The sequence below is a fragment of the Serratia sp. K1WW1 genome (genome assembly GCF_055790865.1).
The window spans coordinates 4,050,079-4,074,745 of record NZ_CM147697.1; the positions used below are offsets into that span (position 1 = coordinate 4,050,079).

Sequence of the window (24,667 nt, forward strand, 5' to 3'; positions counted from 1 at the left end):
CCAATTTTAGAATAAATATTTGAAGCGTACCCTCATGCCATAGCGCATATCGGTGTCACCTGGATTTATCGTCGAAGCATCCAGCCAGGAAGCATAAGCCCCTAGGTAGGTATTAAAGTTTGGCATATCCATAATATTCGGCAGTTGCCATGAAGTATGAATGGTGTGGATATCGTAGTTTCCTGGTGCCAGGATCGCGCAATCGCCGTCGCATTCAGCATTCACACTGTCCATATTGAAACGGTCGATTTTGTTGTGCGCGTAGATGTAACCCAGCTCAACGCGATGCCATAGCGCATTGATACCGGCACTGAAGTTCTTTTCATCCGTCGCATCAAGATATGCGGTGCTCAGGTTCACCACCGCCCCGTTCTGCGCATCGGTTTTCAGCGTGTTCCAGCTCATGGTCATACCGTAGCCGGTACGCCTGGACTGATCGACCCAAAGGCCCTGCTGATTCTGATAGCCGTAGGCATTATTAACCAGGTTGCTCTCCAGCGCTGCAGCCACCGACCACTCGCCGGATTGCCACGCGGCAACAGGGCGCACGTAAACCACGTTTTTACGGCTATCCAGCGCGTTGCCGTGATAGTTCTGGTCGACAAACAGCGAACTGCCGTCCTCCACCAGCGTATTCACTTCAAAATACCAGTTATCAAGTGTTTTACTTAGCAGGAAGTTGCCGCCGCTGCTGCTGCGCCCGCGCCCCTCTTTCATCATGTAAATGTAACCGTAGCCGTCGGAATACAGGTCATTGGCTGTATTACCAGAATATTCAATAAAGGTATCCTGATTAAGCGGAAACATATCAAAGGCCTCAAAACGACCCATTTTAATCTTCCAGTCATCCTGCTGGCCGAAGAAAAATGCCGCATCATCAAGATTCATTTTGCCATTCATATCCGCCAGCGGCTGTACGCTGAAACCGGCATATTTCCCATTCGGCCCTTTACGTAATCCATCAAAGCCAAGCAGTATACGCCCGTTAATATCCCAGCGTTCTTTATCGCCCGGCGCCCAGTTTTTATTTGCGCTGGTTTTCAACGAGGTCAGACTGCCGGTACGGCTAGCGCCATCCATATTAAACTCAACGTCACCATAGAATTTTATTTCGCCATAGTCATTAAGCCGTAATGCCGGCTCGGTCGGCGTCGCGTTGGCCACCGTTACCGGTGTATCCTGCCGTTTCAGCGCACGAATCTCCGTCTCCGCACGGACGGCCCGCTGCTCGGTCTCTTTCAGCCGCTGTTCCAGTTGCGCCAAACGCTCCTCGATAGATAGCGGTGCTTGGGCGTTCGCGCAAGCGCTTGCTAAAAACGTGAGAAAACATCCGACCCGGACTTTTTTTACCTGTAAACCATCATTATTTTTCATCGTTAATCCATTATTATTTAATTTATATTTATGGGTGAAACTCGATGATAAAGACAATAATTACCCACCCGTCATGACAAACGGGTTATTAACACGTTTAAAACCTATGCTTTAAATCGTTCGGGATGCGGTATCAGCGTGCGCAATACTTTATTTACCACATCCCTGACATATAAATAGATTATTCTAGCTGCCAGGCCCCCGCCTCGGATAGGGAAGCCGAACCGCTCCAGGCAAACAGCATAAGCTCACGGCGCGCAGCGTCCGGGTAAATACGGCTGCTGAGGCACGCTTCGCCATCATTAGCAAAAACTTCCACGGAGGAGCTATCAAAGAACAACCGCAGTTTCAGCGATGCTCCTGCTGTCAACGGTATGCTTCGTACCCCGCACAGGCCATACTGCGGATAACGGCGCTCCAGCACCAGACGCTGCATCTGCGCATCAACATAAACGCGCAGACCGTCGCCGAAGCTGATGCCATACTGTTCTGCGCTGCTGTTAGCACAATCCCAGTTTAGGATCACCTCCATCGCTTCACAGTTTTCCACCATCGTGGTCTGCTGATTTTTCAACGTACTCACTGGCCATGGGAACCATGCGCCGCGCAGACCCTCTACCTCTTTGGCCGGACGCATTTGCAGACGGTTATCTGCGCCGAGGCTCAGTTCTCGCGGAACAGAAAGCATTCCCGCCCAGCCATCTTGCTGTTCGGGCAACGGCGATTCCCACATATCCAACCAGCCGATAACGATGCGGCGGCCATCGGGAGTCAGGAAGCTTTGCGGTGCATAAAAATCGTGGCCGTGGTCGAGTTCAATAAACTCGCTTTTGCGAACAAACGGCTGCCCCGGCTGCCATTCACCGATCAGATAGCCGCTCTGGAACAGATTACGGTTGTTGAAACCCTCAGCCGCCATCCCCTGAGGAGAAAACATCAGGATGCGTTTACCCTCGAGGGTGAAGAAGTCCGGGCACTCCCACATATAACCCATCTCTGTTTCCGCCTCATCAAGGACTCCGGCATCGTGCCACTGATGCAGGTCGGCGGAACGATACAGGCGCACCTGGCCGGTCTCGCCATCGCGAGCGCCGACTATCATGTACCAGCTATCCCCTTCACGCCACACCTTCGGATCGCGGAAATGGTGCAGACCCGGCGGAGTATCCACCACGATCCCCTGACGCTCGAAGCTGACCCCGTCGCGGCTAGTCGCAAGACACTGCACCTGATAAAGGTTAGCCTCATCGCTGGCATCGCCATGGAATTTATGCCCGGTATAAATCAACGCCAGGGTATCGCCATCAACAACCGCCGAGCCAGAGAAGCAGCCGTCTTTATCTTCCGGGCCTTCCGGGGCCAACGCGACCGGCAGGTGCTCCCAATGAACCAGATCTTTACTGCGCGCGTGGCCCCAGTGCATCGGCCCCCACTGCGTGGAATACGGATGATGCTGGTAAAAAGCGTGATACCAACCGTCAAACCAGACCAGACCGTTAGGATCGTTGATCCAGCCCGCGCGCGCGGCAAGGTGGTAGCGCGGATACCAACGCAAGTTCAGCGTTTCACTTTTAGCCTGCAGTTCCTGTTCAGCCTTGGATATTGAATACGTCATAGTCTTTACTCTTTTCAATCATATAGCGGAGGGTTGCGACATCAGAGGATCTGAAGATAACTTACTGGAGCGCAACAGGAAGATGGAGATAAAGGTGGTGCAGAACACCAGTAGTCCCATAATCAGATAGGACTGGGCAAAGCCGTATTTTTCGTAGCTATAACCCGCCAGCGGCGACAGCACCGAAGCGATAACCGAGCTGGTGCAGGCGAACCCCACCAGATAGAGGGTGGCAGACAGGCGTTTGTCGAAATTCAAGCTGTTGTATTTAAAGATAGCGACCAGCAGGATCGGCAGCTCTACCGCGTGCAGCAGTTTAGTGATGGAAATCAGCAGCGGCCCTTCCACCAGCCCGGAAGCCACCATACGCAACGCCATCACCATCCCGGCGAAAATCAGGCCATTTTTTGCGCCGATGCGGTTAACCAACCACGGGGCGCAAAACATCCCGGCGGCTTCGAGGAATACCTGGAACGAGTTGAGATAACCGTACATAGCGTTGCCTTCCTGCAACGTGGCGAATTGTGAAGAGAAGTAAACCGGGAACTGCTGATCGTAAACGCCGTAAATACAGGTACCGATGACGAAAAACACCAGCGCCCAGAAGCGCGGTAGCGTCAGCAGACGCAGCACGTCATCCAGCTTCACTTTGCCACCGGACACCGCCTCCTGCATCGCATGCGGTGCAGAAGACACCCGCAGCCGCGCCAGCAGGATAAAGAACACCAGACCGGCACAGCTGGAGACCGCGAAGTTGAGTTTCGGGTTGATGTTAAACAGGAGCCCTGCGAAGAAGGTCGCCACCGCCCAGCCCAGCGATCCCCACATCCGCGCCTTGCCGAATTCAAACTGGCTCTGGCGCGCCACGCGTTCGGTGTACGATTCCAGCACGCCGATACCGCCGTTAAAGGTTATGCCGATATAGATCCCACCGAAGAGACTTCCGAGCAATATATTGATTTGTAACAGATAACTAAACAGCAAATAGGCAGGCCCGGAAAGGATCAACAGCCCGGTAAGGGTCCAGAGCAGGTTTTTACGCAGGCCGAGTTTATCCTGGATAAAGCCGTAGAAGACTTGCGCCAGTAGCGCGGAGACGGACAACACCGCGTAGATAATACCGGTATCTCCCGCTTTCAGCCCCACTTCCTGGTGCAACCAGATCGAGAGTAAAGAGCCAGTAGAGGACCAGGACACGAAAAAGAAGAACAGTAATGCACTAAGTAGTGGGTAGCTATGAGAGTGATGCGCTTTCATTATGGCATTCTCGTATTGGAATAATGCTCGCATGGTAACGTTAACAAATAAAAAACCGCTTGTCGTTTTGCTGAGATTCATGATGTTAATCACAAAAGTTAACGTTAACATTGAAAAAGTGAGAGCGCGATCAAAAATTTCTCGCTACGGTTCTTTCGCTTTCTACGACACAATAGCCGCTGAACCTTTTACATCAGTAACTTCGTCGTATAGCCTGTTACCTGAAGGTAATGACGGGAGTAATAAATATGGCTTCTCTAAAGGATGTGGCGAAACTGGCCAATGTGTCGCTCATGACGGTTTCCCGCGCGCTCAATAGCCCGGAAAGGCTAAAACCTGAGACCCTGGCGCGCGTGCAAGTCGCCATCAAGGAGACCAATTACGTTCCCGATTTGTCAGCGAAAAAAATACGCGGTGCTCATGCCACGCCGAATACTATCGGAGTGCTGGCTCTCGATACGGTTACCACACCATTCTCGGTGGAAATCACTTTGTCGATCGAAGAGACCGCCCGGGCGTATGGCTGGAACAGTTTCGTGGTAAATATGTTTTCTGACGATAATCCAGATACCATTGTCGACCTTCTGCTTTCACACCGGCCAGACGGCATCATCTACACCACCATGGGGCTACGTCAGGTGCCGCTGCCAACCAAACTGCTCACCCTCCCGTGCGTGCTGGCCAACTGTGAAAGTTTGCACGACCCTGTAGCCAGCTATATTCCGGACGACGAACAAGGCCAGTTCGAGGCGGTGCAGGCTCTGCTCGCTGCAGGTAATCGTCAACCACTCTGCCTGCATCTGCCAAAACACCATCTCGCTACCTTGCGCCGCCGTCAGGGACTGGAGCGTGCCTGCCGGCAAGCGGGTATAAACCCTGACACTCTCATGCATGTCTATATGGAGCATGGCGATGAGCACTACCGTGATATCCCAGCCATTGTGCTAGCACATATCAAGCAGGGTAATCCGATGTTCGACTCGATCATTTGCGGCAACGATCGTATCGCCTTTATGGTCTATCAGACGCTACTGGCGCAGGGTCTGCGCATCCCGCAAGATGTGGCTGTCGTGGGTTACGACAATATGGTTGGCATTGGCGAGCTATTCTTACCGCCGCTCTCGACGGTACAACTGCCACATTACGAAATAGGTCGTCATGCTGCGCTGCATATTATCCAGGGCAAGACGCAGACCGATACGGTCAAAATACCCGCGCCCTTGCTCAACAGAGACTCGATCCATGGCAACCTGTGATGGCGCAAAAAATAGCTACGGCGCACACCCTGGGGATAATTGGCTATCAATATGAATTAATAGAAAAAACAAGCCCTATTTCTACGCTCAGAAACACCCTGCAATAATTGCGCATTGAAATATCCCTTCAATCGGTGTCTATTATTAGTGGGGGATCTCAACCCTTATCCTCTAAAAGCTTAAAAAACGTTTATTATCAACACCTCACGAATCATCAAATATGCCATACGCCTTTCCAGGCAAAATAGCCAGCGGTTATTACCTATTTATTTAATCGCCCTTTTCGGCCTGCAAAATAAATTTAAGCTGCTATAATTTGTCCCGTAACAAAATAGGATCACACCCATCAAGAGGATATCTATATGAGTACCGCTAAACTGGTGAAAACGAAATCTTCTGACCTGTTGTACACACGTAATGACGTGGATGAGCAAACCAAGCAGGCCGCAATCAAGGCGCTGAACCATCAGGTTGTGCAGTTTATCGATCTGTCGTTGATCACCAAGCAGGCGCATTGGAACATGCGTGGTGCCAATTTTATTGCCGTGCATGAAATGCTCGACGGCTTCCGCACCGCCATCACCGACCATCAGGATACTTTTGCAGAACGTGTCGTACAGCTCGGTGGCGTTGCGCTGGGTACGGTACAGGTGGTGAATGACAAAACCCCGCTGAAAAGCTATCCGACCAATATTCACAGCGTGCAAGATCACCTGAAAGCGCTGGCCGATCGTTATGCAGCCGTCGCCAACGACATCCGCCAAGCCATCACGGAAGTTCCGGATGAAGACACCGCAGACATGTTCACCGCCGCATCGCGCGATCTGGACAAGTTCCTGTGGTTTATCGAATCCAACATCGAATAAAACCAGCCATCCTGGCGCGAAACAACAGGTTGTGGGCCTTGCCCCAGCCTGTTTTTTTATCTGCAAGCCGAGTTGTATAAAAAACAGGCTGGATTACACTGGTTATGATCCAATCAGGATTGCAAGCATTCACAGGTTCAATAGTGAGGTGGGCATGGCAGGCGGATGGACAGCTGACGGCGCGGTGCAGGATCAAATCGACTCAACGGTAGATGATGCCGTCCAACGTGCTCGTCAGGCGCTTGGCCACGGCGAAAGCGAACACTATTGCCAGGAATGTGGCACAGAGATCCCCGAAGCCCGGCGTCTGGCGCTGCAAGGGGTGCGTTACTGTGTTAACTGCCAGGCTGAAGTGGATAAAAAACAGGCTGCCAGCAGCCTGTTCAATCGCCGGGGCAGCAAAGACAGCCAGCTGCGTTAACCCTACTTCCCTTCAAAACACGCCTGTTTGCACCAAATGAAATCGGACTATGGCTATAAAGTTAGAGTTAGTTATCATTATTGATCGATAATTGTTAATTATCGGTTGTTTCCCGGCTATTGTTTAGTTGATGATAGCTCAGTTGCACCACCAGGGTCTCACTGCACCATTTTGGTGCCCACCAGTGGTGCATAAAAATTATAATTGGCTATCCAAACCCAACATCACAACACAACCCCTTGTTTTTATAATGATTGCAAACTTGGCACGATTCTTCCATAGCACAAAATGCAACATAAAAAATGGGTAATCCGCAACCTGTACAGGAATTCCTCTCATGAAGTCTATTTTTAAAGTTTCCCTGGCCGCACTTTCCCTGGCCTTCGCCGTTAGCTCTCACGCAGCAGACAAGCTGGTTGTCGCCACGGACACCGCTTTCGTGCCGTTTGAATTCAAACAAGGTGACCAATACGTCGGTTTCGATATCGACCTGTGGGCGGCGATTGCCAAAGAGCTGAAGCTGGATTACACCCTGAAGCCAATGGACTTTAGCGGCATCATTCCTGCGCTGCAAACCAAGAACGTCGATCTGGCGCTGGCCGGTATCACCATTACCGACGAACGCAAAAAGGCGATCGACTTCTCCGACGGCTACTACAAAAGCGGCCTGCTGGTGATGGTCAACGCTAACAACGACAGCGTGAAAGGCATCCAGGATCTGGACGGCAAAGTGGTGGCAGTGAAGAGCGGCACCGGCTCGGTGGATTACGCCAAGCAGCACATCAAAACCAAAGATCTGCGCCAGTTCCCGAACATCGACAACGCCTATATGGAACTGGGCACCAAGCGCGCTGACGCCGTGCTGCACGATACGCCAAACATCCTGTACTTCATCAAGACCGCGGGCGCTGGCAAGTTCAAAACCGTTGGCGACTCCCTGGAAGCCCAGCAGTATGGCATCGCCTTCCCGAAAGGCAGCGACGAGCTGCGTGAAAAGGTCAACGGCGCGCTGAAAACGCTGCGCGACAACGGGACTTACAACGAAATCTACAAAAAATGGTTTGGTACCGAACCTAAGTAACTGATGAAGTTAATAAGCCAGTAAGTTATTAATTGAGCACAGGGGAGGTGTACCCGCCCCCTGTGCTTTGTTGTTTATTGATCCCTTTGCTTGGGATCGCCGGGAGATAACATTATGCAATTCGACTGGAGCGCCATTTGGCCCGCCATCCCAATTTTGTTAGAAGGCGCCAAGATGACCCTGTGGATTTCGGTCCTCGGTCTGATTGGCGGCCTGATCATCGGCCTGGTTGCCGGTTTCGCCCGCACCTATGGCGGCTGGATCGCCAACCATGTGGCACTGGTATTCATTGAAGTGATCCGCGGCACGCCGATTGTGGTACAGGTGATGTTTATCTACTTCGCCCTGCCCATGGCCTTTAGCGATTTCCGCATCGATCCTTTCACCGCCGCCGTGGTCACCATCATGATCAACTCGGGCGCCTACATTGCGGAAATTACCCGTGGCGCGGTGTTGTCGATCCACAGCGGTTTCCGTGAGGCCGGGCTGGCGCTGGGGCTGTCACGCCGCGAGACCATCCGCTATGTGATCATGCCACTGGCATTGCGCCGCATGCTGCCACCGCTGGGTAACCAGTGGATCATCAGCATCAAGGATACTTCGCTGTTCATCGTGATCGGTGTAGCGGAACTGACCCGTCAGGGGCAGGAAATTATTGCCGGTAACTTCCGTGCGCTGGAAATCTGGAGCGCCGTTGCGGTGGTGTACCTGATTATTACCCTGATGCTTAGCTTCGTGCTGCGTCGTCTGGAAAGAAGGATGAAAATCCTGTGATTGAATTTAGAAACGTCTCCAAGCACTTTGGCCCGACCCAGGTGCTGCACAATATCGATCTGCATATCAAACAGGGTGAAGTGGTGGTGATCATCGGGCCTTCTGGTTCCGGTAAATCAACCCTGCTGCGCTGCATCAACAAACTGGAAGAGATCACCAGCGGTGAACTGGTGGTCGACGGCCTGAGGGTGAACGATCCGAAGGTGGACGACCGCCTGATCCGTCAGGAAGCCGGTATGGTGTTCCAACAGTTCTACCTGTTCCCGCACCTGACGGCGCTGGAAAACGTGGCCTTTGGCCCAATCCGCGTACGCGGTTTGAAAAAGGCCGATGCCGAAAAGCTGGCACACACGCTGTTAGCCAAGGTTGGGTTGGCCGAGCGTTCTCACCACTACCCTTCCGAGCTTTCCGGCGGGCAGCAACAACGTGTAGCTATTGCCCGGGCGTTGGCGGTGAAGCCTAAAATGATGCTGTTCGATGAGCCAACCTCGGCGCTCGATCCGGAATTGCGCCACGAGGTGCTGAAGGTTATGCAGGATCTGGCCGAAGAAGGCATGACGATGGTGATCGTGACTCACGAAGTCGGCTTTGCCGAAAAGGTGGCCTCACGCCTGATCTTCATCGACAAAGGCCGGATTGCCGAAGATGGCAACCCTCATGACCTGATCAACAACCCGCCAAGCCCACGCCTGCGCGAGTTCTTGCAGCACGTTTCCTGAAGCAACATACAAAGCCCCTTTCGGGGCTTTTCATTATGCTATTGGGTATTTAGTTTTCTTTGGTCTGGCTGCAAAGATCGACGGGCGAGTCACCTTCATGCTGGCGCCAAACACATAGCGGCCATTAATGAACTTCACCTCACCAGTCTCCAGCTTATCTTTCAAACCCTGAGCCGCTGCCGCTTGGAGACGCATGCCCATCTCATAGGAGAGAGATTCTGCCGAGATAGTGTGCGGTTTAGTAACTTTGAGTAGTAACGACATAGCCTCTTCCTCCTGTTGCGACGTCGCTAAAAGCTTCCCATCCCTGTAACCTGCCGAATAACCGACTTTTGGGTTTACCACCAAGGCCAAGAAGCCCATTATAAATGTCAGCCAGATCGGTTTGCCTCAGATAGTGGGGATCGTTGGCTGCCGAGAAGACATAAGTTCCTGCGTGACAAAGAGTATAATGGTCATAAATTATACTTGCAACGTTGAGTAGGACTTTGCCGCCTAGCAAACCCGTATGCTGCACATGTTGAAAACCATTAAAATCCATAGTGGTAGGTTCAATTTCGTCGAATACCACTGCCCATACCCCGTTGCTTGAAAAGCGAAAGTTCGGATAAACAGAAAGAATATCGATACCGTTGCTATTCAGATCATGCAGCGTAAGAATTTCTTCAAATCCAACGGCATAGGGAACACCACCCACATCAAATAAGCGGTAAACCATCCCGGTGCCAAACGGGTCGCTAAAAGGCGACTGCCACCGAACTCCTTGATTCATAGATCCTCTCCCTGAGCGCGAATATATGGCATATTCAAACAAATGAACCCACCAGCCACAACTAAATCACTGTGCCAGGTGGGTTCAGATAATGATCTGTGGATCGGGATCGCACACCGCTACTTCACATATTGACGTGCGTATTTCCTTCGCTAATCATCTAAAAAATCTCCCTTATAACAATGCCCATCACCGCATGTACGAACCTCAGTGCAAAACGTCACCCTGCTTTACCGAAGTGAATGCCTGCATCAGCTTGACCACGTCCTGCATACCTACATTGACCTGATTGATTACCTCCCCGGCATCCTTGGCTAGCGCCACGCCGCCGCCCGCCTGTTCCACGCAGGTCACCATCTTGTTGATTGCCGCCGTCACCCCTTGCTGAATGGTTTTGGTGACTTGCTCAATCTCGCTGGCCGCTTTACGGGACTGTTCGGCCAAGGTACGCACCTCATTAGCCACTACGGAGAAACCGCGCCCATGCTCGCCCGCATGCGCCGCTTCGATCGAGGCGTTAATCGCCAGTAGATTGGTCTGGGCGGCAATTTTGCGGATCGCCTCAACCATATTGCCAATCTGTTGCGAACAGCGCCCCAAGTCGCTGACGACGTCCGAAGTCTGCCGTGCGGCCATCTCCACCTGCTGCATCCCCTGCACCGCCTGCTGCACAATGATCGCCCCTTGGGCAGCTGTTTTATCGGTCCCCATGGAGAGATGGTGGACATTTCGCACCATTTCCTCTTCATGCTGCTGTTGGAAAGTCTGGCGGGTGATGTCCTGGGCGATTTTCACCACCTTTAATACCCGCCCTTCATTGTCGATGATTGGGTTATAGCTGGCCTCCAGCCATACCCGCTCCCCACGCCGGTTGAGGCGTTCGAAACGCCCGGTCAAAAACTCCCCCTGAGCCAACCGTTGCCAGTGCTGATGATACTCGTCAGAATCGGCGAACTCTGGCGTACAAAGTATGCTGTGCGCCTGGCCGCGTGCCTCTTCCAGCCGATAGCCCATCAGATCGAGCATATTGTCGTTGGCATCCAGGATGATGCCGGTTGGTGAGAAGGTGATCATCGCCATCGATCGATTCAGCGCCGTTAACAGGCTCTGATGCTCCTGGGCCTGAGTGATACGGCTGGTCACCTCGCTGGCGATCTTGATGATCTCCATCACCTCACCGTGCTTATTTAACACCGGGGTATAAGTACCCTGCAGCCAGACCACTTCACCATCCTTGCGAATGCGCCTGATATTATCGGTAATGGCTTCGCCGCGATTTAACCTTTGCCAGTGGCGCTGATAGGCTGGGCTGGCGACATAGCTTTGATCGCAGAAAATACGATGATGCTGACCAATGACTTCCTGGCGCTCAAACCCCATCGTTTGCAAGAACAGATCGTTGGCACGTAATACGGTGCCGTCGGGTTTAAATACGATCATCGCTACCGCGTCTTCAATGGCTGCCAATTCAGCATGCCACGGGCTATTTGACTGACGGAGGTTTAAAAACATCGGGTAAATCCTTCTGGCAGATGGAGTTAACGGCAAGCACTCTCTATTTTTTCTGCATCTATTGCTCGCCAGTAAGCGCGCTATCGCCCTGAACATTGCGCACGACAATGCTCCAGATTAACTGGATAAAAACGGTTATTAGGCTATGTAATGATTGTTTTTTTAACTAATGAGCAGCGTGGGAATTTATTAACAGTATTGAGGATAACGCAAGCCAGACAGAATGAAAGGAACCAAAGAATAAATAATCGTTGCCAGCACGATCGCCGGCAACGGTCGGGCAATTACTGCCAGCGTTCTGCCGCCCAGGTGGCTTGCTGCTCGGCATCAAGGAAGGTCCAGGCCACAAAGCGGCTAATCTTCTGCCCCTGTGCCATTTCGATGGTGCGCACCTCGGCGGCCCCGGCCTGCTTAAGCGCATAATAAATGGCAGGCAGCGTGGTGTTTTTCGAGATCAGCGAGGTGAACCACAGGCAGTTCTTCGCTTTGCCGACGCTCTCTTCCACCATTTTGCGAACAAAGGCCTCTTCGCCTCCTTCGCACCACAGTTCGTTGTTCTTGCCACCGAAGTTCTGCACCGGCTTTTCTGCCACCGCCCCTTTGCCCAACTTATGCAACTTGAGACGGGTGCTGGCGCGCGCTTCCTGCTCGGAACCGTGGAACGGCGGGTTACACAAGGTGGCATCGAAGCGCTCGGCAACGCCGATAATGCCGTTGAAGATACAGTCCTGCTGTTTCTGCTGGCGTAGGCGCACGGTGTTTTTTAACGTCGGGTTCATGGCCACGATCATCTTGGCAGCCCCCAGCGACACCGGATCGGTTTCCGAGCCGGTAAAGCGCCAGCCATATTCGCGCTGACCGATAATTGGATAAATACAGTTGGCCCCCACGCCGATATCCAGGATCGCCACGCCTTTGCCACGTGGGATCTCGCCGCCGTTGCTGGTCGCCAGCAGATCGGCCAGGTGATGCAGATAATCGGCACGCCCCGGGATTGGCGGGCAGAGATAGTCGGCTGGGATATCCCAATGTTCGATGCCATAAAAGTGCATCAGCAAGGCACGGTTGAGCATTTTCACCGCGGCAGGATCGGCGAAATCCACCGAGATATCGCCCCAGGCGTTGGGCTTCACAAAGGGTTCCAACCCCGGACAGGTGGCGATCAGGGTAGGGAAGTCATAGCGTGAGCGATGGCGATTGCGCGGATGCAGGCCGCTTTTCTGCTGCGGGAAACTTTTCTTTTTTTCCACCGTGACGGGCTCTCTGAAAGGGTTTTCTGGCGCGTAAGATAGCATAAAGCCCGGCGAGGCGCTTGCCGCTGAGGTGAAAAGCGCCAAAATGGTAAGATTGCGGAACGGGTGAATACCCCTCACCCTAACCCTCTCCCCAAGGAGAGGGGACCGATCGAGTTGGCTTCAAATTAGCGTGACTCACCTTAGATGAGAAGGTGATCGATATTACTAGACCACAACAAACACATTACTTCCAAACGAGCGGGGACTATCAGCTCCCCAAGGAGAGGGGACCGATCGAGTTGGCTTCAAATTAGCGTGACTCACCTTAGATGAGAAGGCGATCGATATTACTAAACCACATTACTTCCAAACGAGCAGAGGCTATCAGCTCCCCCTCCCATGGACATCCCGATCTAGTTTGCTGAGATTATCTCTTTACTTCCAAACGAGCGGGGGCTATCAGCTCCCTCTCCCTGTGGGAGAGATACCGTCTTGTCGGCTATCCGGCAAGCGGTATTTCCGCATTAAATACCTTTCCTGATTTCACCACACCATAGGCCAGTTGCAGCAGTTTTCGCATCGCCGCACACACTCTCTCTTTGCCCGACTTCCCACGCAACTTCAGCCTTTCTGTCAAGTCCTTAACCACAACATTGTATTGGCCTGCTACTACCGCTGGCATGTATAACGCGCTTCGTAGCTCACTGTGTCCCACTTTCGATAACCGGCTTTTCCCTTTAAACATCCCCGACTCACATCGCTGTGGATTCAGTCCTGCGTACGCCACCAGGGCCTTGCTGCTGGTGAACCGACGCAGGTTTCCAGCAAAGGCCAGCAGGCTGGAGCTCAGCATCTCTCCCACCCCTGGGATGCTTTTTAGCAACTCGCTGTCCCGTTTCAGGTCAGGGTTATCATCGATGTGCTGACTGATTCTCTTCTTCGTTTCTCGTATCAGTTCATCCAACGTGGCGATGTGTTCATTGAGTGAAGGGACGATGACCGCTTCTGCCACCTCCAGGCGATTTTCTTCCATCTGACGCATCTCTTCCAGGTTCTTAAGATGCCTGACCAACGCGGTCAACTGGCGTTCGCTCAATGGGGCTGGGAACCACGGGTCAGGCTGATGCAGTGCGCAGTAGCGGGCTATCATCGCTGCATCGCTTTTGTCCGTTTTGTTCCGGGTCAGTTCTGTATTGCCGAAGGAATGGATACACGCCGGGTTCATCAGACTGACGTGGTAGTTGTTGTCTGCCAGATAAGTGGCCAGTTCCGTGCTGTAGCTCCCAGTGGCTTCCATGCAGACATGACAGTCGCCAAAGCGGCTCAACCAGGCCGCGAACTCGCGGCATCCAGAAGGGGTATTGGCAAACTTTTTGGTTTTATACTTCTGATTTTCCAGCAGTACGGCGACATCAAACTTGAGTTTGGCGATATCAACGCCGACAGGGGTTCTGCGCATTATGGCACTCCATAACCATGTCTGTAATTTATCGCCGGACCATCCTTATATGTGGGTGCTCATAGGCACAGGATACCGTTCGGTCTACAAGGCGACAGGGAAATAGACAGTTGGGGCACAATCTCTCCCACGGGCTCATAGGCACTAGGGTTAGGAGGAGCTCACCAACTATCTCCCGATGATCAGTCGGGGATCTTCTCCGCTAAGGCGGAGAAGATCAAGACATAAGGGTTGGGGTGAGGGGACCAGTTGGCTGCGCTGTGCCCAGTAGGCCAGCAGGTGCAGACTGGCAGAATAGTAATCCTCATCAGGTGCCAGACTATCTTTCAACGGCCCCCGATCCCCCACCGTCAGATCCCTGACCGCCCTCATCCCCTGGCTTTGATTATACTCGGCGCGCTGGCCGCTCAGCACATCTTGCCAGGCCGGCGTCGCCCGACGATCAAAGCCGCGCCAAAAGCTGGCAAACGGACTCAGTGACAGGCTGTCGGCCTTGTCCCAATAGAGATAGAGCGGAACCCGCACCGCATCAAAACCAAAGCGCGGTGGCCAATCTTTGGCCGGAGCCATCTGCCCATTGGCCTGTAGCGTGACCCAGTCGCTGGGCAGATGCTGTTTGCCAAAGCGCATTCTGCTGACCATGGTCATGCTATCGTCGATGAGCTTTTTCCATGCTGGCAAACGGCTTTCTTGGTAAAATGCGTGCCAGGCGGGAAAGACAAAATAGGAAGGATTCACGATCACCGAACCGTTTTGCCTGAAACCGTTCGCACCAGGTAACATCACCCGATAACCGGCGTAGTCGATCACAGTATGTTTGAGCAGGGCCTGCTGTATCTGCGCCGAGGAGGCTAGGTAGGCAGGCACATTCCAGCGTTTCCCCGCCTTCAACAAGGCCCAGGCGATTAGGATATCGCCATCGGTGGCATTATTTTTATCGGCTATCGGCACCGCCTTCCCCGGCTCATAGCGCCAGGAAAACAGGCCGATATCCTGGCGATACAAGGTGTTACGGGTCCATTGCCAGAGGTTGTCAAACGCAGGACGGTCGTCATTGTAGACCGCCAACAGCATGGCAAACCCTTGCCCTTCTGTATGGCTGACGTTGTTATTGCCGGTATCGACAATCCGTCCGTCTGCTAACAGGAAACGCTGTTTGTATTGCGCCCAACCGCTGTCGGCAGCCTGGGCACCAAGGGAAAACATCAACCCCAGCCAAAGCAGGAGTACGCGGAGCCTACCAAACCTGCTTTTCGTCATCATGTTTACCTGCGTTGCTCGTTTCTGTAGCAAAAGACCAGGGTGTTATCTTTGGCCGGGCTGCGCCAGCGCAGGGAAACATGCGGCTCACCGCCCTGAGCCAGCAGCCAGGTGTCATAGGCCCCCTCAAGCACCGTGGCAAAAGAGAGTGCCCAGACGTCCTCGTTGGCCGGATCGGCACTGTGCGGGTAGGCATAATGGGTCAGGATCATCTGTTCGCCATTCGCCTCTATCTGCACCCTGCCCCAGTCAAACTGACGTAATAAGGCATTGAGAGCATCCTCCAACTCTCCCACCGTTTCCGCCTCCGGCAATGGCAGCTTCTTCGCCAGGTTACTCCCCATCAAACGCAGAAAATCGCGGCTGTCCGTATCATCAGCAGAAGCCTGAATGCCGGAGAACACCACTTCGATCAGATCCTGCCAACCCGCCTTAAACTGGCGCTGGCGATAATAATCAAGCTCATACCAGGTAGTGTTAATATCTTGCATGGTTATTTTCCATCTAACAGATATTTAAAATAGAGCAAAGCCGTGCTCTCGGAATAGCTGCCGAAAGTGTCATAACCCAACTGCCCCCCAACCAACACGCTTGGCGTGACCTTATAGGTCCCCCCCGCCTTCAGGCTGTAGCCAATGCCACTCTTGTCCTCGCTGGCATATCTGGCCTCTTTGCCGTACCCCTGGCTCACCAGGCTTTCCAACTGAGACTGGAGCTCCGGATCGTTCGGGTAGTACAGGCTTTCCTGATTGTTATAGGTCTGATAACCGACGTTGCCGCTCAGAATATAGGTGAAGTTATCCTGCTTTTTGGTGTACTCCACCGGCAGCGAGATGCTCAGATAGTCCTGCGGGCTGAAGTAACCCCCTTGGCCGTAGCTGAAATAGCTGAGGTTTTTGTCAAAGTCCATATAGTTGACGTTAACGCCCACCTTCAGCTCGCTATCATCATCCTTATAAGGGCGGATGTAGGCTCCCAGGATGCCGGTCACGCTATGGTTATCCGCCACGTTATCACCCACGTAGCTGTAATATCCCGCGCCACCGTAAGCGCCGAGCACACCATCATCGTATCCAAGATTTACGCCGCCGCCGTTCTTGGTCACCGCCCCCCATTTCTTGCCGGTGATGGTATCTTCGGTCCCGACATAGGAGAGCAGGCTATCTTTTACCGCGCGGCGTTCAAGCGTCATATCCAGCGTTGAGTGCTCGGTCAGCTTGGGTGACCATTTCACACCACCCACCACCGAACTGATGCCGCTGCCCATTGGCGTACTACCCACGTCCAGCTTATAGCTGTCGCCGCTTAACGCTAACGCCAGTTCAACCCCGGTATCTTGCTGCTGTCCCGGTGAATCGGCATAGATATCGTTAGGGCCAAAGGTCTTCGGCTGTGTCACCAGGCCTGCCAGCGTCTGCCTTTCGTTAAAGGCCTGATCCTGTGCCACCGTGGCGGCGGCACACTCTGGCGAAGTGGCGTCAATAGAGCACAGGCTATCGCGGGTGGCATGCAGTTGCTGATAACGCAGATCGGCGGCCTGTGCGGCAGCAATCGAGTTCTGTGAGGCAACGATGGAAGCCTGCGTCGCGGCCTCTATAGCCCTGGCCTGTTGCAGCGCCCCGGTACCAAAACGGCTGTTGGCGCTGTCGGATGGCGTACCGGATTTCAGCATCACCGGCGTCACATCAACACTGAGCCTGCCATTATCGAACGGCATGCCTGACAGAGTGATCGGGCTTCTCACTTCCGTGATGTTACTCAGGCCGTTTTCACCACTGCTGTTATCGCGCAGAGAAATATTCCCCTGAACCCAGGTGGCAGTCTTGCCCTGCACCTCGTCCATCAACTTATCAATCTGCTGCAAGGTCGGGTTTTTCACCACCGCCGCAGGAGTGCGGGCGTAACCCGGGGCTGCGACCTGCCAAGGCAGTACCTCACCGTAAGCCGAGGAAGAGGTATTCACGCTCGACGAGGCCGTGCTCTGCTCGGCGAACGGGTTATCCGCCAGCCGCAAACCGCCAATCACTGCCGGGCCTCCGCCTGGCGCACCGGTTACACCATTGACCCGGTTTTTCGCCTCGCGCAGAAACACCATCGCCTGTGGATAGTTACCGTCCGCTTGAGCAACGCGCGCTGCCAGCATCAGCTGATCCGGCGTTTTAAGCGCAGGCAAGCCGCGCAGCAACTGTTTGGCCCGATCGACATCGCCTTCTGATAATGCGACCCCGACGGCACCTTCGCGCGCCCCCTGGTTCAGGCTGTCACGGCTGAGCAGGTAGTTGTAAACCTGCCCGGCCTCTTTGTTCATGTTGCCAGACTGATAGAGACGCCCCATCGCCAGCATGATATCGGTATTTTGCGGATCGTTTTGCAGCGCGCCGATCAGCTTGTCATACGCGGCGCTGTACTGCCCTTGTAAACGCAGTTTATCCGCCTCATTGATCACGCTGCCGTTGCGCAGTTGGCCAATCTCGCGGGTTGAACTGCGCGCCCGCAACGCCGGGTTATTCAGCCAGGCATCGGCCTCCTGGCTTAACCCAGCCTGATTGAGCACCGCGATCTGGGCCGCGTAATCACCCGCATTGCCTTTAACTCCCAGGCGCATGTTGTCACGCACCAGCTGTACTGCCGTCGAGGTATCCCCCACCGTCATCAAATCTTTTGCCAGTTCCCCAAGGGCTGCCGGTTCAGTCGGCGGCTTTTGCGCCAGCTGCCGCAAGATGACCGCTGCGCTGGCCGTGTTGCCCTGGCGAAGATAACTTTCTGCGCTGGCCCGCTGCTGGTTGGCCGATGCGGTGGCCGCCAGAGCCCGCATGCTGCTGTTCTGCCTCCCTTGCGGGATACGCGCCATCAGGGTGGACACGTTCAGCCAGTCGTTACGTTCTGAGGCAAACAGCGCTGCGGCGTACAGGCTGTCTGGCGAAGCGCCAACCTGCATCAGTGGAGAGATCAAGGTTTGCGCCTGCAACTCTTGCCCCTGTTTGTTGAGGATGCGTGCCATATCCAGCCGCACCCAAACGTTCGAAGGCTGCTTTTCCAGCGCCTGTTGCAGGATCATCATCGCACGCTGCGGATCGCCATTCTGCATGGCGGCCTCGGCCTGCCTGCGCTGGGGATCGACATTCACCCCCACCACCGCCTGCGCGACTTTAGGCCGTTGATCGGCTGGAATAGTTTGCAGGATCTGTGCGGCTTCCGGGCCTTTGTCACGCTGTTGCTGCAACAGATAATACAGCCCCAGCCTGGCGTCATTATTCTGCGGGTTTTGCGTCAGCAAGCCGCGATACATCTGCTCAGACGCCGTGAAATCCCCTTTCTTTCGTGCCAGATCGGCCCGGAACAGCGTCGCCGCATTGCCTTTATCCCCTGTAGCACGGCTCAGGGGCGCACTGATCGCCAAGGCTTCATCCAATTGCCCTGCGTTGGCAGCCTGCTTGGCTTTGTCCAATGTCGCATAAAACGCCGCTTCCTGAGCCAAAGCTCCCCACTGTGCACTCTGTGGGCCGCCCTGTTTTGCCGCCTGGGTGAGGTAGTTTTCTGCCTGCGCGAAGTCACCGCTGCGCATCGCCGTAAATCCCATCCCGGCCAGAGCATCCGCATCATTCGGGTTGCTGGCCAGGATAGCGGCAAACTGATCCTTGGCGCTGCCCAGATCCCCTTTATTCAGTTCGGAGAACCCAACGCCTTTGGCCGAGCCAGCAATATTCTGCTGATAATAGGCTGCCACGGCCTTGTCCGCCGGGTGCCGTTGCTGATAGGCATCATACAGCGGCTTGTCAGCCGGTTGAGGTGCCAGCCACAGCAGCGCCTGTTTCAACGCCTGGTCCGCCTCATTATTGTTCGGGGCCATCGCCGCTAACATATCGATCCCTTCACGGCGGGTCGATTCCTGATAGGTCAGCACCTTGCCCAGTACCACGCGAGTTTGCGAGTCATTGGGTTGCATAGCCAGCCGCTGCTTGAGGCCATCAATCGCCTCCTGCCTGCCCGCCGGTGACCCCGCCAAGGTGAGGTAATACTCGTTGGCGAGGTTATCGATCGGTGTCTTGCCATTGAACACCGTCTGATAGGCCGCAGCCGCCTGGGCAAACTCCCCTTTCGCCGCCAGCTGCCGGGCCTGCGCCAACAGATTCTTGGAGACCGACGGAGCCGATTCGGTGCTGCTTAATGCCTGGAGGCGGGGATCGTTAGGCGCGACGGCACTCAGTTTTTTGCGCCAGATTTCGGCCTTGGCCTTGTCCCCGCCCTGCATGGCATACAGGGATAGCAGATACATCGCCTCGGCGTTGTTCTCGTCGATCAGCAGGATTTTCTGCAACGCCCCCTGGGCCAGTTCGTCATGTGACTTTTCATGCCAGTAAGCCGCCTGTTGAAACAGGGCTTTCAGCGCCGGGTTATTGTCATCCGCCAGCGCCGACACCGAAAAAATCGTCAGCCCGGCCAGGGAGACCCAATACAGTTTCTTTTTCAGCATGATATTCATTGGCGGCTCCTGTCTAACTTCTGGTCGAGACGTGTGTTAACTTTCATCTTCTGCATCTCTCCCCAGGCGTTTGGCGGCATGCTTGCGTAGCAAAATATACAGCCCCAACCCCAACACCACGGAAATCCCCAAGCCAGTCAGGGATAAAAGCACCACATGTTTACTGGCATACCAGATAAAGATCAGATACCAGGGCAGCTCCCCGCTCGGGAACTGTTCACCCACCTGGAAACTGCGTACGCCATTCTGATCGGTGATCACCGCCAGATCGCCACGCACCCCGGCGTTGATCCGGGCCGATTTCAGATCGCCATAGATCTTGTTCAGGCCATCGTCGGAAGAGGCGCTAGCCACCACCACCACCCGTTGCGGATCCCAACCGGAACGGAAGCTGAAAAATCCACGCCAGTCCGTCAATGAGGAGAGATAGCGATCGGCGTCGATACCCTGGGTCCGCCAGTTACCTTTCAGGTAGGACTGCAATTTTTCCAGCGTAGACTGCGCCTTCACCGCCAGCCCGCCGCTATCAGTTAGCGCAAAAGGCACCTGTTGCAACAGCCGCTGATAGAAGGCGCTCTGAGCCAGTGAGGCGACCACCAGCACGTCCTTGCCTTTGAAGTCGTCCAACTCGCTCTCGTTGCCCCGCAGGCCAAAGCGAATATCCACATTGCCAATCGAGCTGCCGGTAGCCGCACCGGAACGAGCAGTCAGATTCAACAGCGCACGCACTTCGTTGACGGTAGGCTTTTCCGCCATTAACAGCACGGTTTGCGAGAAGTCCGCCAGCTTGGAGAATGGGAAGGAGGCCCCGACGTAATAAGAGAGATTGGGCAACTCGGTGAAATGGTAGGTATCGCTCAGATCAATATACGAGTTGGGCCCGATATGGCTCTTGAGGGTGTTGCTATCCGCCGGATCGCAGGAGGAGCCGTTTTTCGGCACGATAGAGAAATAAAGCTCCAGCATGTTGTCGCCGTAAATCAGATACGGTGGCAGAGCCAAGGTATATTGTTCCTGGCGAATATCGCCGCCAAACTGGTGCCACAGCAGCTCCAGCAGTCCGCGTTTGTTCACCGAAAGGTTACGCAGGAAGGTGCCGTTCAGCGTGGCACTGAGCTGGGATTTATTCTCATCGATCCAGTTGTCGGTGGGGAAACGGTAGTTGATTTGCAGCGGGACGTTTCTGCCATCCCACATAAACAGGTCCGGGGCGGCACGGAAAGCAATGCGCACCGCGTCATGGTAAACGCCTGTGACGGTCAGTTCCTCAGTACTGGCCACCAGCTTATCAAAGCTGACCGGCTTGCTGGTATCGATCCAGCGCGGGGCGTCGTAGGGCTGGCGCACCGGAATAGTCACCGGCTTCACCGCCAGCGAAGCCGTTTTCTCCGGCAACGGCTGGCTGACCAGACGATAGGCAGCCTGGCGCATCTCGGTGGCGTTACGCCCCATCACCAACAGCAGCTTGTAAACCGGGTTCAGCGGATTATCAATCATCTGAATGGTCGGGCCGTCGGCCTGTGGCAGAGTCAACTGGCCAATCTGCTCGCCGGGGCGCGCAAAGATAATGCCGTTCTGCTCAGGCAAGCTGTCCTGCAACACCTGGAAGTTCAGGTTGTTATGGCGCGTTACTTTCCCCAGATAAGAGCTGACGATGGCGGCTGCAGCCACCTCCTCCGGCCGTTTTTCCTGGCCGAAGATCACCTCAACCTGGGTGGGTTGCATGGCCTGAGGATCGAAGAACGGATTGGGGAAACGGCCGAGGTTCGGGCTGATATTCAGCACCTGGTTTTCAAGATGCAACTGGCTGGTTGGCAGCACCTTGAGCCAATATTTGTTAGCCGCCCCCTTTTCGCACAACATGGCCGCATTGCTGCCATTGCCGATGCTGAAACTCAGGTTGTTGCGCGCTACGATCATGGCGGCCGGGATCGGCACCTGCAAACTAACCTTGCCTTCATGCAATTGGTCCAGCTTCTGGGTGCTCAAGGGTTGTCCATTAAGCATCAGTTGCAGTTCGGTATCGGTTCCCATCAGGGCCGGGGAAATGTCGAGATCCAGCACCAGATTGCCGTCCGTTACCACCCAGTCCGAGGGTAAGGTAAAGGTGAAGCCGGACTGCTGTTGCCAGTTGCTCAACGTCAATCCTGTGGTTTGCCCCATCTCGCCCACGCTGAGCGTGGAAGCGAGCGACTGATTGAAGACGGTAACCGGTGGCGTTGCGATATCAAGCGGAGCTGCTTGCGTAGCAGGTTGCTCAGCACTGCCCGGCACCGTACCCGCTGGTGGCGCATCTGTCGGGCGCGGCAAGGTAGGAAAACCTGGCATCTCGGCACCATCGCTCGAAAAGGACGGCGCGGGCTGTGGATCGGCCGCAATCGCGAGACCAGACAGCCCCATCCCCAACAGCAGGCCGCTGACCAGGGCAATGAACGTAGATCTGCCTGTTGGCAACTTGGTATTCACCCGGCTCATAGGGCTTGTTCCTTATCCCGCTTTAGCTCAGGCCGTTTCTGCTGCTTCTTGGCCCGACGATCGCGCCAGGAAAAATAGAACAACTCGAAAATGCAGCGCAGGACGCCCAGCAACGAACGCAGTGGCCGATCCTGTGGGAAAGGCTTGGTCTGGATCCAGGCATCTGCCCGCGCCAATACCACCCGTACCAACTCCCGCCGTTTTTCAATCGGCATCTCTTTGAACATTAAGCGGGTCACCGACTTGTCGACATCGATCAGCTCAACCGGGAAACAGACGGCGCCGGACTTGAGCGATATTTCCACCTCTTCGATCGGATCGTTGAGGAAACGTTCGTCCGGCGTTTTCAATTTGACCCCGCCCATCGAAAGATCCAGGGTTTCGGTACGCATCGCCGCGCCGCTGGCAAAATACAGCACCGCGGGCAAAGTGGCATCGATACGGATGGTTTTTCGGACCTGACGCGTTTCCCGCGCTACGGCAATGGCGGCCAGCAGGATAATCATGCTGAAGCTGGCCCAGGCAATATTTAGCCAGATAACCTGCGGGTTAGCGCCATAGTGATCCGGCATCACCAGGCGGATCGCGCCCCAGGCGGTACCGATTAACAGCAAGGACACGGCGATAATATGCGGCCGGACAATATGGGAGTCGAAATAGTTAACGTCCAGCAACGCGCCTTTATCCGTCACGTTAAACTTGCCGTGCTTTGGCGAGATCATCGTCAGCAGGGTCGGTATCACCAGATGGAAACACATCACCGTTTCATAGATTTCCCCCCAGAACGAATAACGATAGCGTCCATTGGCTCTGGAGTTGATATAGATCGACATCACCAGATGCGGTAACACATAGGCAAAAATCAGCCCGGCGGAGGAGGCGATGATATTGAGGTTGAACAGCAGATAAACCAGCGGTGCCACGCAGAATATCACCCTGGGTAAGCCGTACTGGAAATGCAGCATGGCGTTCAAATAGCATAAACGCTGCTGCCAGGTCAGGCCGCGCCCCAGCAAGGGATTATCCACCCGGAAGATCTGCGTCATACCACGCGCCCAGCGGGTACGTTGGATCACGTGCAGCCCCAAGCGTTCGGTGGCCAACCCGGCTGCCAATGGCAATGCCAGGAATGCCGTGTTCCAGCCCCGGCGCTGCATCTTCAAGGCGGTGTGGGCATCTTCGGTCACGGTTTCTACCGCAAAGCCGCCCACCTCTTCCAGCGCCGAACGGCGGATCACGGCACAGGAGCCGCAGAAGAAGGTGGCGTTCCAGTTATCATTACCCTGCTGCACCGGCCCGTAGAACAGCGCGCCTTCGTTAGGGACTTTGCTCGCCTCTGACAGGTTGCGTTCAAACGGATCCGGGGAATAGAAGTAGTGCGGGGTCTGGATCAACGCCAGGCGCTCATCCACCAGGAAGCTGCCGACCGTCGCCTGCAAAAAGGCGCGGGTTGCCACGTGATCGCAGTCAAACACGGTGATCAATTCGCCGTGAGTCACTTTCATCGCGTTATTCAGATTGCCCGCTTTGGCATGGTGGTTATTATTGCGGGTAATATAGCCTACGCCCGCATCGGCACAGAATACGGCAAACTCATTACGTTTGCCGTCATCCAGCACATAGATCTTCATCTTGTCTTTCGGGTAGTCAATACACTGCGCCGCCAGGATGGTATCGCGCACCACGTCCATACTTTCGTTGTAAGTAGGAATATAGACATCTACCGTTGGCCATAGCGACGTGTCGTCGGGCAGCGGTTCAATAGTGCGTTTTAACGACCAGGTGGTCTGAATATAACCAAACAACAATATCACCAGGGCATACAGCTCGGTGATAAACAGGGCGATACCCAGCACAGCCTCCAGCGTACTGTTGAAATGCAGGGTTTCTGTCGCGCGCCAGTAGATGTAACGTAATGACATCAGGGTCGACATCACAATCATGACCAGGGTAACTTTTTTGCTTTTACTTACCCCTAAAATAAACACGATCGCAATACAGATCAGGCCAAAGATATACTGATTATCACTGCTCATGGGGGCAATGATAATCAACAGGATAAAAGGTAAGGCCAACAGCAGTAAGAAATAAAAGAGTATTTTATTCAT

The 24,667-nt window shown here is 54.3% G+C and carries 19 protein-coding genes; 6 read left to right on the forward strand and 13 right to left on the reverse strand.

The features are described from left to right. Positions 1-6: 6 nt before the first annotated feature. The 3 genes from ACX9GU_RS18295 to ACX9GU_RS18305 form a co-directional block, all read right to left on the reverse strand. Positions 7-1,374 carry a carbohydrate porin gene (locus tag ACX9GU_RS18295; protein ID WP_473192463.1) on the reverse strand — a complete coding sequence of 456 codons (1,368 nt, stop codon included), beginning with the start codon at positions 1,372-1,374 and terminating at the stop codon, positions 7-9. 181 nt (positions 1,375-1,555) lie between these two features. Then, the gene (locus ACX9GU_RS18300) at positions 1,556-2,989 is read right to left on the reverse strand and encodes a glycoside hydrolase family 32 protein (protein ID WP_473192464.1); all 1,434 of its coding nucleotides are present in this window, start codon (positions 2,987-2,989) and stop codon (positions 1,556-1,558) included. Positions 2,990-3,007: 18 nt separating this feature from the next. Next, entirely contained in the window at positions 3,008-4,249 is a 1,242-nt protein-coding gene (locus ACX9GU_RS18305) for an oligosaccharide MFS transporter (protein WP_473195213.1), read from the reverse strand. Between the two features lie 245 nt (positions 4,250-4,494). Between ACX9GU_RS18305 and ACX9GU_RS18310 the strand changes: the two genes are divergently transcribed. The 6 genes from ACX9GU_RS18310 (at position 4,495) to glnQ (ending at position 9,363) form a co-directional block, all read left to right on the forward strand. Then, entirely contained in the window at positions 4,495-5,502 is a 1,008-nt protein-coding gene (locus ACX9GU_RS18310) for a LacI family DNA-binding transcriptional regulator (protein WP_473192465.1), read from the forward strand. Between the two features lie 362 nt (positions 5,503-5,864). After that, entirely contained in the window at positions 5,865-6,368 is a 504-nt protein-coding gene (dps, locus tag ACX9GU_RS18315; RefSeq protein WP_024484568.1) for a DNA starvation/stationary phase protection protein Dps, read from the forward strand. Between the two features lie 154 nt (positions 6,369-6,522). Next, positions 6,523-6,789, forward strand: a complete 267-nt coding sequence (locus tag ACX9GU_RS18320; RefSeq protein ID WP_473192466.1) for a DksA/TraR family C4-type zinc finger protein — start codon at positions 6,523-6,525, stop codon at positions 6,787-6,789. A 337-nt stretch (positions 6,790-7,126) separates the two neighbouring features. Beyond that, positions 7,127-7,870, forward strand: a complete 744-nt coding sequence (glnH, locus tag ACX9GU_RS18325; protein ID WP_141131717.1) for a glutamine ABC transporter substrate-binding protein GlnH — start codon at positions 7,127-7,129, stop codon at positions 7,868-7,870. Positions 7,871-7,984: 114 nt separating this feature from the next. Beyond that, positions 7,985-8,644, forward strand: a complete 660-nt coding sequence (glnP, locus tag ACX9GU_RS18330; RefSeq protein ID WP_021805129.1) for a glutamine ABC transporter permease GlnP — start codon at positions 7,985-7,987, stop codon at positions 8,642-8,644. Continuing rightward, a complete protein-coding gene (gene glnQ / locus ACX9GU_RS18335) occupies positions 8,641-9,363 on the forward strand; it encodes a glutamine ABC transporter ATP-binding protein GlnQ (RefSeq protein ID WP_021180508.1) in 723 nt (240 codons plus the stop codon). The genes glnP and glnQ overlap by 4 nt, the downstream gene beginning before the upstream one ends. 33 nt (positions 9,364-9,396) lie before the next feature. On the opposite strand, the gene ACX9GU_RS18340 is transcribed toward glnQ, so the two are convergent. From ACX9GU_RS18340 to bcsA, 10 genes are all read right to left on the reverse strand, one after another. Then, positions 9,397-9,627 carry a hypothetical protein gene (locus ACX9GU_RS18340; protein WP_473192467.1) on the reverse strand — a complete coding sequence of 77 codons (231 nt, stop codon included), beginning with the start codon at positions 9,625-9,627 and terminating at the stop codon, positions 9,397-9,399. Then, the gene (locus tag ACX9GU_RS18345) at positions 9,602-10,135 is read right to left on the reverse strand and encodes a hypothetical protein (RefSeq protein WP_473192468.1); all 534 of its coding nucleotides are present in this window, start codon (positions 10,133-10,135) and stop codon (positions 9,602-9,604) included. The genes ACX9GU_RS18340 and ACX9GU_RS18345 overlap by 26 nt, the downstream gene beginning before the upstream one ends. Before the next feature lie 207 nt (positions 10,136-10,342). Continuing rightward, the gene (locus tag ACX9GU_RS18350) at positions 10,343-11,647 is read right to left on the reverse strand and encodes a methyl-accepting chemotaxis protein (RefSeq protein ID WP_473192469.1); all 1,305 of its coding nucleotides are present in this window, start codon (positions 11,645-11,647) and stop codon (positions 10,343-10,345) included. Between the two features lie 284 nt (positions 11,648-11,931). Next, a complete protein-coding gene (rlmF, locus tag ACX9GU_RS18355) occupies positions 11,932-12,897 on the reverse strand; it encodes a 23S rRNA (adenine(1618)-N(6))-methyltransferase RlmF (RefSeq protein WP_473192470.1) in 966 nt (321 codons plus the stop codon). Between the two features lie 484 nt (positions 12,898-13,381). After that, positions 13,382-14,341, reverse strand: a complete 960-nt coding sequence (locus tag ACX9GU_RS18360; RefSeq protein ID WP_473192326.1) for an IS110 family RNA-guided transposase — start codon at positions 14,339-14,341, stop codon at positions 13,382-13,384. Between the two features lie 168 nt (positions 14,342-14,509). After that, entirely contained in the window at positions 14,510-15,604 is a 1,095-nt protein-coding gene (locus ACX9GU_RS18365) for a family 8 glycosyl hydrolase (protein ID WP_473192471.1), read from the reverse strand. A 2-nt stretch (positions 15,605-15,606) separates the two neighbouring features. Beyond that, positions 15,607-16,092 carry a cellulose biosynthesis protein BcsD gene (gene bcsD / locus ACX9GU_RS18370; protein WP_473192472.1) on the reverse strand — a complete coding sequence of 162 codons (486 nt, stop codon included), beginning with the start codon at positions 16,090-16,092 and terminating at the stop codon, positions 15,607-15,609. 2 nt (positions 16,093-16,094) lie between these two features. Beyond that, positions 16,095-20,084, reverse strand: a complete 3,990-nt coding sequence (locus tag ACX9GU_RS18375) for a cellulose biosynthesis protein BcsC (protein WP_473192473.1) — start codon at positions 20,082-20,084, stop codon at positions 16,095-16,097. A 36-nt stretch (positions 20,085-20,120) separates the two neighbouring features. Further along, entirely contained in the window at positions 20,121-22,559 is a 2,439-nt protein-coding gene (bcsB, locus tag ACX9GU_RS18380) for a cellulose biosynthesis cyclic di-GMP-binding regulatory protein BcsB (RefSeq protein ID WP_473192474.1), read from the reverse strand. After that, complete coding sequence (gene bcsA / locus ACX9GU_RS18385) at positions 22,556-24,667, reverse strand: UDP-forming cellulose synthase catalytic subunit (RefSeq protein ID WP_473192475.1); 2,112 nt, start codon at positions 24,665-24,667, stop codon at positions 22,556-22,558. Before bcsA ends, bcsB begins: the two co-directional genes overlap by 4 nt.